Below are 15,186 nucleotides of genomic sequence, written 5' to 3'. Positions count from 1 at the left end.
AACCTTTATATCGGAATTCATTTCTAAGGAAATTCATCATTGAAATTTGTAGTTGATCAACAGGTTCAAGACATTGAAATGCCAGAGAATCTTAAACTAAATACCTTTTTACAGGAATTTCATTCCAATTGTCCCCATCCTGAATGTGGTTTTGGGTTTTATGGATTTGCATTTGGACAATCCCCGTTTCCAGTACCAACAGTAATCCAACAAGCATTAATCAATAATGCTGACAAGGGTGCATATGCCGCAGTACCTGGAATTCCTGAACTTCGAGATGCCATTTCTAAATATAACAAACATTATTTTGGAATGGATATTGATCCTAAACGCATCTACGTAGGACCTGGAACTAAGGAGCTGATTTTTAATCTTTTAGAGATTTTACATGGCACTGTTATACTTCCAACTCCTGCATGGTTAGGATATTTGCCACAAATTAGATTTTTGAAAAAAAATTATCACATGTTATCCACTAGGGCAAATAGAAAAATATCTCCTAATGATTTGAGAAAACTTGCACTTAGATTACAAGACCGACAAAAAATATTGATATTAAATAATCCTCATAATCCAACGGGATTACTTTATGATCGTTTAGAACTTGAAGAGATTGCAGATGTGTGTAGGGAACAAAACATCACAGTAATCTCTGATGAAATTTATGCTCAAACTACATATGATTTTCCAAAATTTGTCAGCATGGGAAAAATCTATCCTGAAGGAACTTTTGTAACTAATGGATTGTCAAAATCTCATGCTGCTGGAGGATATAGACTTGGATATGTGATCTTTCCTCAACATGCAGTTGACCTTAAAATTCAATTTAAAAAAATTCTTGCAACAGAATATACTGCTGTATCAACTCCAATACAGCATGCTGCTGTTGCAGGATTTGAAATTAGTAAAGAAATTGATGAATATTTTCAAGTAACTCGTAACTTACATCAAATAATGGGTGAGTATACATATCATGCCTTGTCTTCTATTGAGGGTGTAAAAATAATAAAACCTGATGCTACTTTTTACTTACTAGCTGATTTTAATGCATTTGCAACTGATTTACAAAACGTAAAAATTAATACGTCCCAAAAATTATCTGAATCATTAATAGTTCACCCATACCATACTGCAATTGTAGGTGGAGATAGTCTTGTTTTAGAAAGAACTGATTTCAGTGCCAGAATTGCATTTGTGGATTATGATGGGAAAAAAGTTTATCAAAATTATTTAGATGCAAAGCCAAAATCTCTATCTGAAAGAGAAGAATTTGTTAAAAATAATGCTCCCAAAGTTGTTTTAGGAATCAAAATGATTCAAAAATTCTTTAATGATGTAAAAAATAACTCATTGAAGGGAATAATGAATCAAAAAAATTCTCTGGTAAATCCAAGTTAGTTTAACTTTGAATTCAATTTTTCATATTCGTCTAAACTTATTTCTCCTTTAACTAATCTTAGTTTGAGAATGTCTTTTGGATTGGATCTTGTTATTGGATAAATTAATTTTTACCTTCATTTGTATTTAGTTTAATTGGAATGAATTCTTTTGGAATTTTAAAATGAAATGTTGTCTCGACATTTTCTATGCTTTTTACCCAGATCTTTCCCCCTAATCCTTCGATGATTCCTTTACATATTGCTAATCCTAAACCACTACCATTTCTTTTTCTGCTAGTGGATGTATCAATTTGGTAAAACTTTCTGAAGATGTCTTTTTGATTTTTAAGAGATATTCCACAACCATTATCTTTTACAAAAAACTCTATACTGTCCTCGTAATTTTTTGCTCCAATTGTTATAATTCCTGTGCCTGGAGATACAAAATCTATTGAATTTTTTATTAAATTTGAGAATACTTGGTTGATTCTGTCTTTGTCACTTGATATGGTGACATTTTCTTTAAACTCTAATTTTAGTTGTATTTTTTTGTTAGTTGTAATTGGAGAGAACTCCTTGATAACTGAATTTAGTAATGCAGTAACCTCGATATTTTCTTTTTTAAAATCTAATTTACCTAAATCTAATTTTTGGGTAGTTAAAATATCGCCCACAAGTCTTTGTAATTTTATTGTCGAGGAATAAATTTCATTTATTGCTTCCTTTTGCTGTTTATTTAATTCTCCTAACAATTCTTCTTTTTGCAACATTTGAACATATCCTAGAATTGGAACTAATGGAGTCTTTAATTCATGTGATACCATTGATGAAAACTCTACTTTTTTTCTATCCATATCTTTTAACATGTCTACATATTCATTTTGAACTTCAATTATTTTTTCTACTTTCCCTCCCATACTTTCAAAATTCTCATTTAATTCAAAAATTTCTTTAACATTAGTTTTAATTTGATTTTGATTTGACATTTTGTTTGTCTTTGAAAATTCAGTCATTTTTTGTGCTAATTTTTCTATGGGGTTTGTAATGCTTCTAGAAATGTGGAGAGTTGCCAATAATGTACTTGTTGCTACAAAAACAGAAAAAATTAGTAAAATCACCCCTGTAGATTGTTCAACTGATGTCAGAAAATTTACTAATCCCATGTAAAAAATAATAAAACTTGAAACTCCTGAAACTAAAAATAAAGTGTGTTTAATTGAAAGCACTTGATTGCACCATTATTTTACACATTTGCAATTTCTATTAATTTTGAATGTAAAAGATCAATATCGATTGGTTTTAGAATGTATGCTGCTACCCCTCTTTTTACAAGATTGTCTAATTCATCTTGGGTAATTGTTGATGCTGTAAAAACAATTATTTTATGATCTTTTAACATGTTATTTTCTTCCAAATTTTTTATTACTGAATATCCATCAAATTCAGGCATTGCCAAATCCAATAGAATTACATCATAATCATTCTCTTTAATTTTTTTTAACCCTTCACTTCCATCATTTGCAATGGTACATTGATGCTCTTTTAATTCCAGAAATGTAGTTAACATTTTCGTAATCTGTTCGTTATCATCTACTATCAATATTTTCATTTTTCCTGATCCTTCTTTTTGTATTTTCTTCGTATTCATTACTTTTCCTTTCCTAGTGATTCAAAGTTTTCTTGCAGATAATTTAATATTCGTTTTTCTTGTTCAATCTCCCTTAATCTATGTTCATATGTCATTTTTGAGCCTAGTATTGACTCTTCATCAGTTTCATCAACATGGTGGGACTTCTTCCACATCAAACTGAATAATGATCTCAGCGTAGTCACAAATGCCTTTGAATCTGTCCAAACTGCAAGCATATCTTTAATTTTGTTATTGCTGATGAAAAAAATCACCTCTGTATCATCTTTGATAATGAAACAAAAATCTTCTCGATTCACATCATCAATTTTTTTAATTTTTTTACTAGGAATATCTTCAAAAATATGAGTGTTATTTTCTGCATAATCTGTTAAAATTCTCAAATTTGATTTTGTTTTATTTAACAATTCTGTAAATTCTGTAAAATAAAATCTTTTGAAATCCTTTTCTGTTCCTAAAACTAAGATGTTTTCTTTAGATTCTTTTATCATTTGTTCAAGTTTTACTAAAATTGAGTTTCTTCCTTGGAGAGATTGAAATTTATTTTCTTGTGATTCCTTTTTGTTTTCAGCATAATTTGGTATTATTTTCCAAAGTTTTATCAAACTATCTTTGCCTAATTCTAATTCATTAATTCTGTTTTTTTCATTATTAAGTAGTATCTCCAATGATTCTTCCAATCCTACAGCATTAAATTTTGTTGGCTTTCCAAACACTGAAAAAATTATTCCTTGTTGTTGTAGTGTTGATAATAGATGATATGTTTCAGTTCTTGGAATTTTTAATGCTTTTGATATCTCTGATGCAGTTTTAATACCAGTTTTGCTTAAAAATAAGTATACTTTAGCTTGATTTGGAGTTAAATCATATCTAACTAGCATACGTATTAATTCTTGAATGGGACTCTCTGAATGAAACATCCCTTCTTCGACTGCTTCTGAAATGGTCATCTATATCTGTAACATTATTTTATAACATAAGAGAATGTATGTTATCTCATATTACAGATCATATAGGTAACTGAAATCCTGAATCAAAAAACTGGTTTAGTATGATATCTCCATGGATTAATTGGATGATAAAACCTCCTGCAATTAGTAGTAGATATGGTATTCCCGGAGTAATCCATGTATTAGGTGTGGTGCAGAATTCTTGATTTTCTGCATGATGAATTGCTAAATCTAATTTTTTCTTACCTTTTTCCATCTTTTCTATACTAAATGCAAATTTTGGATTTTTTGACTTATATCCCATAAATGATGCTATTATTTTTTTGGAGAATGATTCATCAAATCCCTCAAAAATATTTTTTCCTCTTAATTGCAAAATTATGTTTCTAAACAAATTGAATAAAAATGGTATGATAAATAACAATGCGGCATTAGACAAAGTTGTAAAAGGAGATATCTGGTTATCTGTTATTGTAGCCATTGGCGCTATCACTGCTAATGCTATTAATGCAAATGCATCTGCACCTCCAAATAACCCTATTCTCCAAATAACAATCACAAATGGTGCTATGATTAATGCAATTCCTATAGTTAGTAACTGTGTCATGATATTTGGATTTAGAAATGCAAGTACAATTCCTGCACCTCCAAAACCTATCCAATAATAATCATGAATTTCTCTTTTCCAAATATCTACTATTGAACCTAAAATCAACATGATTAATGCTAAAATTATTCTTATTGTCTGAAAATCAAATAAAGTTTCAAACATGTTATTTACTTTCCTTTAAACTTGTATTTGAAATTGATTGAAAAAAATATTTTTACTGTGTTTAGTCATGTTTTTTAATTTATTTTATCTATCTTTGATATCTGAAATTCTTTCTTTAATGCCTTCAATCTTATCACTTATCTCTAAATTTTCTAAAGACATTTTTTCAGTAATTAATCCTAATCTATCTGTCTTTTTTAGAAACAAGAAAATAGCGACAATTATGATTGGTATGATAATCATTCCTATTTGGGTTGTATCGAAATTTAATTCCCCTATAGAGGATTCTTCCTTAACCGTATCAGTTTCGGGATTTTCTATGACTGAGGGCTTATTTAATATCTGGACTGTTTTTGATGCTGTTGCTGAATCAAGATTATTCCCAGATACTTTTGCAGATACTGTAACGGTTTCCTTATCATTTGCAATTATGTTCAATATTGCAATACCTTCACTATTGGTTACTGAGTCTGCTGTTTTTACTTCGCCCCCCTCTGTTGTCCACTCAACTTGAAATCCTGAAAGAGTTGTCTTAATTTCAGGAATTGATACGGATAATTTTGCTTCAATTCTTTCATTCCAGTTCATACTTCCTTCTAGATTTAGTGATAATACTGGAGTTAAGTCAATAATACTAATGCTGTATTTTGATAATGGTAAGTCTTTTGATAAAACTGTCATCTCTACAGTTCCTTCTTTCAAAGTTTCTAATTCAAATGTGTTAAAGTATTCTCCTTTTTTGATTGTTATTTGGTTTGGTGTTTTTAAAATTGTTTGATCATTTGATACTAATTCTAAAATTGTATCTTTTTTAGCATATACTGGATTTCCCACAGAGTCCAATAACTGAACTGTAGCTAGGTTTCCATCTGTGATCAAAATATTATCAATATATCCTAAATAGATGGTTGTGGGGTCTGTAGTATAACTTGTAACATCCATTGAACCAGAAAACTTACCAATTTTTCCATTTAATGAACTGGTTCCAACTGCTTCAACCATTGGATATGTTAAAACATAATCTTGATTTTTCTCTACATTTGATGATTCGATGTTTATGAATTCATTTGCAGAAAATGACAGAATACCATTTTTTACAAACTGGGTTGGTCCCAACCTACTATCTATCTCATCTTCATCGGTAGTTGAAACTGATTCTTCTTCACCTGCAGATTCATACAAATATGCAAGCAGTGGGAATTCCTTTCCAACTAAAATCATTGGAATAAGTGACTCAATTGTTAATGAAATATCGTCCTCAATAGGTCCATCGGGTGTTGTAATAACTGTTTTAATTCCGTCATTATCTCTAATGTACAATTCTATAGATTCATCAGGTGCCATTGTTCCTGTATTGCCTGTAACTAATACCGCATTCTTCCCCTTTTCCATAATTGGGTTTATGGGATTTACGACATTTGAATCTGAAGACGAAATACTCAACTCATAATTTTTCTGTGCAGTGACAGGTACTGTAATTGTAACAGTTTCTCTATTATTTGAGGTTCCTGCCCTTCTAGATACCTCAATATCTGTTTCAAAATAAGTCACTCCTATGATCTCTTCTTTACCTGTAGTCAAAAATGGCAATACCTCTGTAATTGATGGACCTGCCCCTTCTAATGCTCCGATTTCATCATGTATTACAGTGAATGAATCGCCACGAGCAAGATAGTTTTCTACAGATACAAACATTTGGAATACTTGTTCATTTTCACTAGTGAAATCTGCTAAATTTGGTCTTGGTGAAAATTGGGTAAATGTAGAATATTCTCCTTTTTTGATCACTAGTTTCTTTTCATCAAATACCACTTCATTAAAATCTGTACTTGTGTTTTTGGATGTATCTGGATTATCCACATCTAATTCAAGATAGATGTCTTCTTCTGCCATGACTGGAATTCCTTCACTATCTACTAATTGTAATATGGCAAAACCTTTTGCAGAATAATAACTACTAAAAGTATCCGGAATTACTGAAAGCTGAATTTGTAATGGACCTTTAGGTTCTGAAACCGATATTATTTCACTAATTTTCTTCATTCCGTTAGTTTCTGCAAAAATTATTGCATCTCCTGAACCAACAATATCAAATTCAGTAATCCCAAAATATTCTCCTTGCTTAATTGTAATCTCAGAATCTCTTAATTTGATAACATCTGTATTTGGTGTTTGAATTGTTACAGTGACATCCTCTAATGCAACTGTTGGCAATCCTCCTGTTGTGGATAATTCAACTGCAACAAATCCGTATTTTGGCCCATCGACTGAAAATTGATTTGGAGTTGTCTTCATCATGATTTTTGTAGGATAATTATTATTGTTGTAAACTTGAATTGAAATTTCTTTAGATGCAAATCCAGGTGCAGCTAAACCAATAGTTGCAATGCCTGGTTTTAACGCTTTTATTTTGATATTTTTAATAAAAGAATCCGAATCTTCAGAAACTTCCACTATTTGTATAATGTCTGTGTTTGAACTAATGACTGTTAAGTTTTTTATTGTAGTAGGTACCATTAATTTATTGGATGTTACATAAACTTGTAAATCCCCAATTGTATTCTCTAGAATTTTTTCTGGATGTAATTTATATCCAAATTCAGATGTGGTCTGAGCGTTAACTGGTAAGAATAAACTACCAGTCATCAATATTATTACAAATAGGACCTTTAACACGCAAATATTCTTAATTTTTTGGATATATTGACCAGTATGAAACATTACAATACATACAATTATCCGAAAACAGATGCTACGTTAAATAATTTCAACTGTATTATTATAATTGCCATAAGAGATATTGTGACTAGAAATACAGAATACATGAATCCTCCTGTATAATTCCCTGTGGTGATTTTACCTAAAAACAATCCTGCTATCCAAGATTGTATCAAAATTGACAATCCTAATAATTTGAATCTAGATTTAGAATCTGCTTCTAAAATATTTTTTTTTGCATCATCTGTTTCCAACTGTCCTCCCAAACTTGTCAATGAATCAATTACAAGTAGTGTGGTAAATCCTGTGATTGCTATTAACATAAAACCTACCATAACATATGGTTTTAACATTTCTCGTTTTGATGCCTCTATGTTTCTCATTTTTTCTGAAACTCCAGCTAATGTGATCAAAGTATTTACATTTCCTCCTCCTGCGGAAATTATTTCAAACAATACTTTGAAATTTATCAATATTTGAAAATCACTAGTTTCTTTTTTGATAAAATTGAAAATATCATTTAATGTCATTCCCCACTCTAACTTATTTGCAACACCATTAGCTACAGTATTAAATAATCCAAAGTCTTTTCTCTTGGCTGTTCGTATTACACATTTTTCAGGACCCAACCCTGCTTTTCTTGCTTCAGCTACATCTCTCATTATTTGCGATGTTGCACCTTCTGCATCTAATGCAAATTTGTATTTATTTTTGAATTTTAATGCTGGCCATAATGCAGATACGATTAATACAATTGCAAAAATATACAAATCATATTCTGGGAGCAAATTTAGGTAACTGATTATTATTGCTCCGCCAAGACCGGGAACCCCAAAAATTAGAATTTTTTTCCAATCAAGCTCATTAATTTTTGCCCTGTTTAGTTTTCTTGCAAGCATTAAAAATAATGTTGTGATGATTGGAGGCAACATAATTACTAGATAAAGTGGGTCAATATCATCTGGTCCTGGTTGAGTTCCTACCCCCCCTGTAGATGTTGCAGTAACTATAATGTATATTGCCAAGATCACTATTTGCATTGTCATGTATGTTTCAACTAATGTTTGTACTTTGTTTGCAGATTCTTTTTGTTGACTTTCATAAACTTCAAATGCGCTATCCATTTTTGATTTGAGATAACTTACTACATCTCCACCACTTTGAATGGATGATACCCACCCACTTAGAAATTCTCCAAAACTAGATATCCCCTTTTCTTTAGTTTCAGCCATTACTACAAGAGGATCCTTTCCAAGAATGTCTATTTTTTTAAGAATTTTAATTGATTCTATTCTCACATTTGGAAGTAAATCCAAATCCTTAATTTTTGTAAAAATTGTATATGGACCTAGCCCACTTGTTGCTAATAATGTAACAATAGTTATAAAAAATGGTAATTCTGATTCAATTTTTTTGTTAGCTTTCTTCTTTTTATCTGCATCTTCATGTTTTTTTAAAAATGACATATCATACACTAAATTCTATTTCTTTCATCAAAGCATCTGGATCTCTATAATATTTTCCAACGGTCTCTGCAACTTTATCATATCTTCTAACTCCTCGTTGAACAAGCCATTTTAAAATTGTCTCTCTTCGCTTCAATTCGGAAAAAATTTCTTCCATATCTCTTCCGGACTGTTCTGAAATTCTGCGTAACATTTCACTATCTTCCAATGCTGGATTGAAATAATCTGCTTTTGGATTCCATTTGAAAGCATCATGGTATGTGTTAGCATCTTTTATCTCTTGAATGGAAATTGCTTTTCTCACTCCTTTTCCATCAATGCCTTTGACTCTTCTAATCACTATTGCACAATTCATCAATGCCATATATGATGCAGGTATGTCCATTGGTTTTTGTTGTAGTCTTTTGCTTGCAGATTCTAAACTATCTGCATGCATGGTACACAATCCCCCGTGACCTGTAGCCATTGCCTGAAACATAACATATGCTTCAGAACCTCTAATTTCTCCTACTATGATATAATCTGGTCTGTGTCTTACACCTGATTTGATCAAATCATATAATCCAATCTCCCCTTCTCCTTCACTGCCAAAACCAGTTCTGGAAATTAGACTAAACCAGTTTTCATGTTTGATGTTAATTTCAGAAACATCTTCTACTGAAAAAATTTTGTAATCCGGATTAATCAATCCTGTAATGGCATTAAGAATGGTAGTCTTACCACTGCCTGTAGACCCGATAACCATTATTGACATTTTTGATTCCATTAGCAACCACATGTATGCTGCAATTTCAACACTAATGGTGCCAAATGTTATCAAATCTACAATAGAGTATGGATCCTGTTTGAATTTTCTTATTGTGAAACTGGTTCCTTTAGGAGTCACTTCTTTTTGGTATAACACTGAAATTCTGTGATTTCCTTGTAATGCTAAATCTGAAATTGGATATGCAGAACTAATGTGCTTTCCTGCTCTAAATACAATTCGAGACACAAATGAATTTAATTTTTCATCTTGGTACGATACATTACATGGAATGCTGTCATATTTTCTATGCCATACATAGATTGGCGAATTAATTCCACTACAACTGACATCCTCTATGTTTGGATCTTGCATGAGTGGGTCAATTTCTCCAAAACCATCAATGTCTCTTTCTAGATAATACTTTACTTTCTCTATACTGCCTTTTGGTTGATCAAGGAATAGTTTTTCATTTTCTTTGAGTATTTTATTTACAAAAGACATGAATCCAAAATTTTCTTCTATATTTTCTGGAGAGTCTATATTTTCTTCAATTAATTGGTATAATTGATTGTAAATTACTTGCTCTGATTGACTTAATTTGGTCTCATCTATTTGATATGATAGACTACCTGTTTCTTGGTTTTGTATGATGTTTGCATAACTAAAAGGTGCTTTTAATGGGTATTTTTCTAATAGGATGGACCCTGTTGGTGTTTCATTTTTTAATTCTCCTAAAAATTCACTTTTAAGAAATGTCTCTAATCCTTGCTCCTTGTCTTTTTTCCCCATTACACTCAATCAGTTTTAGTTAATTTTTTGGTTATATTGAACAGTGTGAAATATTACAATACACACAATTTTGAAAATGTTGTTTAATGGTCATGCAAAAATAATTTTATGGATAATTTAAAAAATTCCCTTATCCTAGGATTGACCTTGTACAGTTATGCTTTGTGGTGCGCCTGCTTTTCCTGCAAATATGTTTAGAGTTGTACTTGCACCAGAGTCTAGTGATGTGATGGTACCATTAGTCAGCTTAAAGTATATGATAGCTGAACTACCTGGTGATAAACCTACTGGGCCTGTTGCTGCATTAGCACAGATTGAGGATGTATCTACGTCATCACCTGTCAAATCAATTTGTACCGTGCTGGCAACTGCACACTGTGTTGCTCCTGTAGCATCCAACATTCCACCTGTTCCTGACCATCCGGGATGAATCAATGATTGCTGGAATAATGTTGCATTAACACTAGTGTCTGGATACCATTGACTAAATGGGACGTTTGTTCCTCTAACCTGTATGGTATCTACGGAAATTACTTTATCACCCGTGTTTCTGATTTTTGCTGCACCCCAAGCTAAACCTTCTGAAGCAGTATCATGAACCCACATTTTTGAACCTGAAACTGAAATTGCTTCTGATTGAGTACCTCCTTGGAAAAGACTGGTACCATACAAAACAACTCCTGAACCAAGTACAACAGAAGACACCAATATGATGACTGTTGTGAGCACTGTACTGATTGCACGTTTTTTGCTTAGTTTGGTTTTCATTTTATTATTGTCTTTTTTAATTAATATCATATCTAGTCGCGTATGTAATTTTTTTGAATTACAGATAAGTAATTTTTATACATTCATGCCTGAGATTTTTTAATATGGCTGATTTATCCGTAATTTTTACAATAATTTGATTTTTACCATCATATTCCATCTTCAGAAAGCAATTGATATGCATTAAGAAATTTTGCTATTGTTTTTCTCAACCCTTCATATGGTATACACCTAGAGAAAATTTTTGTATTTCCATCTTGAATTCCGATTGCAACTATGTTGATTCCTTTTTTTCTTGCTTCTTCTACAGCACTCCTCATTTTTGAATCTGCATCAATTGTCCCTAATGCTTGTCCATCTGTGACCAAAAAAATGTATTTTCTCTCGATGATCTCTTTTTCTAAAATTCTCATTGACAATTTCACTGCATCTGCAATAAATGATAGACCATTGATTTCAATTCCCCCAACTCTTGCTTTTGCACTTTGATCAAAGTTTTGATCGTGATCTTTTATGATGGTAAAATTATTGTTAAATGTGAAAAATCCCCATTTGCCATTTTTTGCATTTACTGCATGAGCTGCTTCTCCAAGACACATTGTAAATTTTTTCATTTCATTAAACTTCAATTTCATGCTACTGCTAGTATCTACAATAATTGACCATGCTTCCTCAACTTTTCTCACATCATCTTGCTCGAAAATTTGTATGCTTGGATTTTCAGATGCAACAGATTGAATTGCAGCTTGCATTTCCAACAACCCCATATCATCAGCTACACCTTCATCTTGAATATTTGTTACCATCTTCATTTGATTAGACATTTTTTTCAAAAACATATGTGTTGCATTTTTTAATCTCAAATATTCTCCTATGTTTTCAGGTGCAAAATCTATTTTATCAAACTCTAATCCCTCAACAATTTTATCATATTTTTTGTTCATTTTAGCTCTTTGTTTTATTTGAACAAACCATATTTCTTCAAATCTTTTTACAATATCTTCAAATCTACCTTCCGTTTGTATCGATTGGTTTTGATACCATTTTGAAATTTTTTCTGGATGGGAATAATGATCAGTAAATGGGTATTTTTGAAATTCTATTTTGTTTAAGGATTTATACACTATATCTGCTATTTCAAGGAATTTCTCAGGATTCTTGGGTTCTAAGCTTGTTATTCTCTTTATGATTGCTTCTTTTTCTTTTGCCATATTTTGAAGGTATTTTCTCACAAATGTTTTTTCTGCAAGTTTTCTAAAATCTTCAGATTCATATTTTTCATTAATGATATCAAAAACTTCTTGAATCTTGATTATCTCTGAATAATATTCTGGAAAATGATTTTTTAAGAAATCATTTACTCTGATATCTTCTATAAACTCTATTGTTTCATATGCTCTAGGTTTGTTTTTTCCACTCATCCACTCTTTGTATATTTTAAAATCAGTGACTTTTACATGTCCTGCCAGATGACAAACTGATGCAAAAAATAATGCAAAAATTGAATCTTGGTATTTTTCAAGGTTTGAAAATATACTATTTTGAATGATCTGCATTCCTTTAACCTCTCGCGGTATTGGAAAATACACCGTTGTCCTAGGTTCATATTCTATTTTTGGAAAATATATTTTATCTGAGAAAAACACATCTACATCAATAGGTTTTTTTTCACAAATATCAAAAAATATTTGTGATGCCATAACTTGTATGGTTTCTTTCAGTTCTTTACACCTTCTTTCTTGATGCTGCTTGACTTTCTAGTACTCTCTTAATGATGTGTCTTACTTCGTCTTGAATTTCTGGATCATCACTTGTCATAGGAACCAAAGTTTCATCTGCTCCTTCTGCAACTGATGCACCATCAGCACATATCTTTGCCCAGTTTACCAAATCTCCAATTGATGGTCCATATGGGATGTCGCCCATCTTGTATTCTTGTCTTAATTTTGCACCTATCCTTACAATACTTTCTGCATCAATTGCAGAGATTCCTCCTTTCTCTTTTACCATTTGGATTTCTTTGTCATCTACATTGTCTCCAACACTCATGTAATCAAAATTAAGCCAAACACTCATTCTTCTTCTCATGGCTGCATTGATTGGCTTTGTACCTGCAAATTCAGAGGATACAGGGTTCATGCTAATTATCATGTATGCGTGTTTATGTCTGTGAATGATCTCACTGTCTTTTTCAGTTAATACCATGTGGCCTCTCTGGTCAAGTAGTGGATTGAGTTTAGTTGCAACATCTTGTTTCATCATGTTTGCCTCGTCTAGATACAATATACCTCCTTTTCTACACCAACCTGTAATTAATCCATCAATCCAATTTTCTTTTCCCAATCCTACATATCTACCAAATAGATCAAACACTGATGTTGCCAAACCACAATTGATTTCCCACATTGGAAGTCCGGCTAATTCTGCAACAAGATAAACAATGTGTGTTTTTCCTGTTCCACTCGGACCAATCAATGCACATTGTTTGAAAAATTTCAATGCTCTGCCAATTCTTTCCACATAATGCTCTCCATTATCAAGATATGGAGGGGTATCTTTTGGAATCATTTCTTCCATCTCTGGAGGAAATTTCATATCTGCTGAATCCATGTATTTTTTAAAATCATACATTTTGGATAGTTTATGGGTATCTTTTTTGAGTTTTGAAATAGAAACTGAAAGATTTAGTTTTTCTGATTTAATTTTAGAACGATTTATTCCATTTTTGAACTCATTTTTCTGCTCCAAGATGAGTAATTGTGCTATATTGGATACTTAATGCTGTTATGTGTGTAGGAATATTACATACACATTGTTTAATGAATATTTCAGGCATCGTTATTTACATTGAAAGCACAGATCGATCTAAATTCTATATCTATGAGTAAAAATGATCCAAAACTATCTCAATTAGAAAAATATGATGTTGATGCCCATATTGAAGAGGTCGAAAGTGACGATGAGATATCTGTTTTTACATACAAATTCACTGCATTATCTAATCCTAAAAATGTGAGATTATCTATTGAAGGGACTGCTCGTATTTCTGGTGATTCTATGGAAAGAGATGAGATTTTGGAAAATGATGATGACGGCATTCCAAAAATTTTGACTGTAATTTATCAAGAATTATTCCCAACATTCTTCTTACTGTCCAAGACTCTGAACGTTTCTTGTCCTCCTCATCAAATTGGTGCAATGAGCGCAGCAGTTGATGATGAATTATCTGAAGAGATGATGACTGAGACTGAAGATATGGATGAAACTAGTACTGAAATCGAAAGTGAACCGGTTGAGAATCTAGACATGACTCAATCAAACGTATAATTTTTGAATCTTAAAACTAATAAAATTCTAACATTGTAAAAATAATTTAAGAATAAAAAATAATAGATAATATCTATTAGATTAAACAATTTATCGTTTATTTCTTTTTGCCTGGATTGTCTACTAACACCATTTTCTCAACAGTGTCTTTTTCTCCATTTACACAGTCAACGGATAAAACTTGTTTAACAACTTGTGCACCTTTCCCCTCATAGAATCCTTGTGTTGTTGTTGAATCATCAATGTATCCAATTGGGGTTGAAAAACCTGTACCAGTTTCATACAATGTGCCAACAGCTTCGGTAACAAGTTTGTATTTCTCATTTTGACCATCCCATGTGGTAAGTGTATTTATGAATGATACTTTACCAGAAATACTTTGTATTCCACAGAGACTACTATAAACCACATTACAAAAACCACCGTCTGTTTCTGCACATTCAGGATCCACTACTGGCCCTGTACTCTGTTTTGCAGCATCTACACTTGTCATGGACGAACCAATCATCATGACTGATAATGACATAATTGCAATTACAGTTAAACTTAGTTTTGTCATGATATATTATAGAACACAGGGATAAATAACCATTTGTCATATTATGTTATTACAATAAAAAA

The 15,186-nt window shown here is 31.6% G+C and carries 13 protein-coding genes; 2 read left to right on the top strand and 11 right to left on the bottom strand.

Features of this window, described 5'->3' with window-relative positions; all coding sequences use genetic code 11:
• Positions 1–39: 39 nt before the first annotated feature.
• Positions 40–1,398, top strand: coding sequence for a pyridoxal phosphate-dependent aminotransferase (locus tag K5790_RS03155; RefSeq protein WP_297592351.1), 1,359 nt, complete (start codon positions 40–42; stop codon positions 1,396–1,398).
• Positions 1,399–1,501: 103 nt separating this feature from the next.
• Here K5790_RS03155 and K5790_RS03150 read toward each other — a convergent pair whose 3' ends face one another.
• From K5790_RS03150 to K5790_RS03105, 10 genes are all read right to left on the bottom strand, one after another.
• Positions 1,502–2,605 (bottom strand): HAMP domain-containing sensor histidine kinase, encoded by a 1,104-nt coding sequence (locus tag K5790_RS03150; protein WP_297592349.1) that lies wholly within the window; start codon positions 2,603–2,605, stop codon positions 1,502–1,504.
• Positions 2,606–2,622: 17 nt separating this feature from the next.
• On the bottom strand, positions 2,623–3,027 hold the full coding sequence (locus K5790_RS03145) for a response regulator (protein WP_297592347.1): 405 nt from the start codon (positions 3,025–3,027) through the stop codon (positions 2,623–2,625).
• Complete coding sequence (locus K5790_RS03140) at positions 3,027–3,977, bottom strand: TrmB family transcriptional regulator (protein ID WP_297592345.1); 951 nt, start codon at positions 3,975–3,977, stop codon at positions 3,027–3,029. Before K5790_RS03140 ends, K5790_RS03145 begins: the two co-directional genes overlap by 1 nt.
• A 58-nt stretch (positions 3,978–4,035) precedes the next feature.
• Positions 4,036–4,749, bottom strand: coding sequence for an A24 family peptidase C-terminal domain-containing protein (locus tag K5790_RS03135; RefSeq protein ID WP_297592343.1), 714 nt, complete (start codon positions 4,747–4,749; stop codon positions 4,036–4,038).
• Positions 4,750–4,833: 84 nt separating this feature from the next.
• Positions 4,834–7,395 (bottom strand): Ig-like domain-containing protein, encoded by a 2,562-nt coding sequence (locus tag K5790_RS03130; RefSeq protein ID WP_297592341.1) that lies wholly within the window; start codon positions 7,393–7,395, stop codon positions 4,834–4,836.
• A gap of 89 nt (positions 7,396–7,484) precedes the next feature.
• Positions 7,485–8,933 (bottom strand): type II secretion system F family protein, encoded by a 1,449-nt coding sequence (locus tag K5790_RS03125; RefSeq protein ID WP_297592340.1) that lies wholly within the window; start codon positions 8,931–8,933, stop codon positions 7,485–7,487.
• A gap of 1 nt (position 8,934) precedes the next feature.
• Complete coding sequence (locus K5790_RS03120; RefSeq protein WP_297592338.1) at positions 8,935–10,470, bottom strand: type II/IV secretion system ATPase subunit; 1,536 nt, start codon at positions 10,468–10,470, stop codon at positions 8,935–8,937.
• Positions 10,471–10,605: 135 nt separating this feature from the next.
• Positions 10,606–11,238, bottom strand: coding sequence for a hypothetical protein (locus tag K5790_RS03115; RefSeq protein ID WP_297592336.1), 633 nt, complete (start codon positions 11,236–11,238; stop codon positions 10,606–10,608).
• 149 nt (positions 11,239–11,387) lie between these two features.
• Positions 11,388–12,938 (bottom strand): vWA domain-containing protein, encoded by a 1,551-nt coding sequence (locus K5790_RS03110; RefSeq protein ID WP_297592334.1) that lies wholly within the window; start codon positions 12,936–12,938, stop codon positions 11,388–11,390.
• A 25-nt stretch (positions 12,939–12,963) separates the two neighbouring features.
• Positions 12,964–13,986: an AAA family ATPase gene (locus K5790_RS03105; RefSeq protein WP_297592332.1), complete on the bottom strand. Its 1,023-nt coding sequence runs from the start codon at positions 13,984–13,986 to the stop codon at positions 12,964–12,966.
• 99 nt (positions 13,987–14,085) lie between these two features.
• Between K5790_RS03105 and K5790_RS03100 the strand changes: the two genes are divergently transcribed.
• The gene (locus K5790_RS03100; RefSeq protein ID WP_297592330.1) at positions 14,086–14,565 is read left to right on the top strand and encodes a hypothetical protein; all 480 of its coding nucleotides are present in this window, start codon (positions 14,086–14,088) and stop codon (positions 14,563–14,565) included.
• A gap of 97 nt (positions 14,566–14,662) precedes the next feature.
• On the opposite strand, the gene K5790_RS03095 is transcribed toward K5790_RS03100, so the two are convergent.
• On the bottom strand, positions 14,663–15,124 hold the full coding sequence (locus K5790_RS03095; RefSeq protein ID WP_297592328.1) for a hypothetical protein: 462 nt from the start codon (positions 15,122–15,124) through the stop codon (positions 14,663–14,665).
• Positions 15,125–15,186: the final 62 nt, after the last annotated feature.

Origin of the sequence: Nitrosopumilus sp. (assembly GCF_025698945.1) — an archaeon.
Classification (GTDB): Archaea; Thermoproteota; Nitrososphaeria; order Nitrososphaerales; family Nitrosopumilaceae; genus Nitrosopumilus.
Note: the sequence above shows the minus strand (reverse complement) of the source record. Positions and strands in the feature narration are given on the sequence as shown.

Excerpts from the sequence above, each read along its gene's own strand:
- K5790_RS03145 (WP_297592347.1), bottom strand. The coding sequence starts at position 3,027 with ATGAATACGAAGAAAATACAAAAAGAAGGATCAGGAAAAATGAAAATA.
- K5790_RS03140 (WP_297592345.1), bottom strand. The coding sequence starts at position 3,977 with ATGACCATTTCAGAAGCAGTCGAAGAAGGGATGTTTCATTCAGAGAGT.
- K5790_RS03135 (WP_297592343.1), bottom strand. The coding sequence starts at position 4,749 with ATGTTTGAAACTTTATTTGATTTTCAGACAATAAGAATAATTTTAGCA.
- K5790_RS03130 (WP_297592341.1), bottom strand. The coding sequence starts at position 7,395 with ATGACTGGTAGTTTATTCTTACCAGTTAACGCTCAGACCACATCTGAA.
- K5790_RS03125 (WP_297592340.1), bottom strand. The coding sequence starts at position 8,933 with ATGTCATTTTTAAAAAAACATGAAGATGCAGATAAAAAGAAGAAAGCT.
- K5790_RS03120 (WP_297592338.1), bottom strand. The coding sequence starts at position 10,470 with ATGGGGAAAAAAGACAAGGAGCAAGGATTAGAGACATTTCTTAAAAGT.
- K5790_RS03115 (WP_297592336.1), bottom strand. The coding sequence starts at position 11,238 with ATGAAAACCAAACTAAGCAAAAAACGTGCAATCAGTACAGTGCTCACA.
- K5790_RS03110 (WP_297592334.1), bottom strand. The coding sequence starts at position 12,938 with ATGGCATCACAAATATTTTTTGATATTTGTGAAAAAAAACCTATTGAT.
- K5790_RS03095 (WP_297592328.1), bottom strand. The coding sequence starts at position 15,124 with ATGACAAAACTAAGTTTAACTGTAATTGCAATTATGTCATTATCAGTC.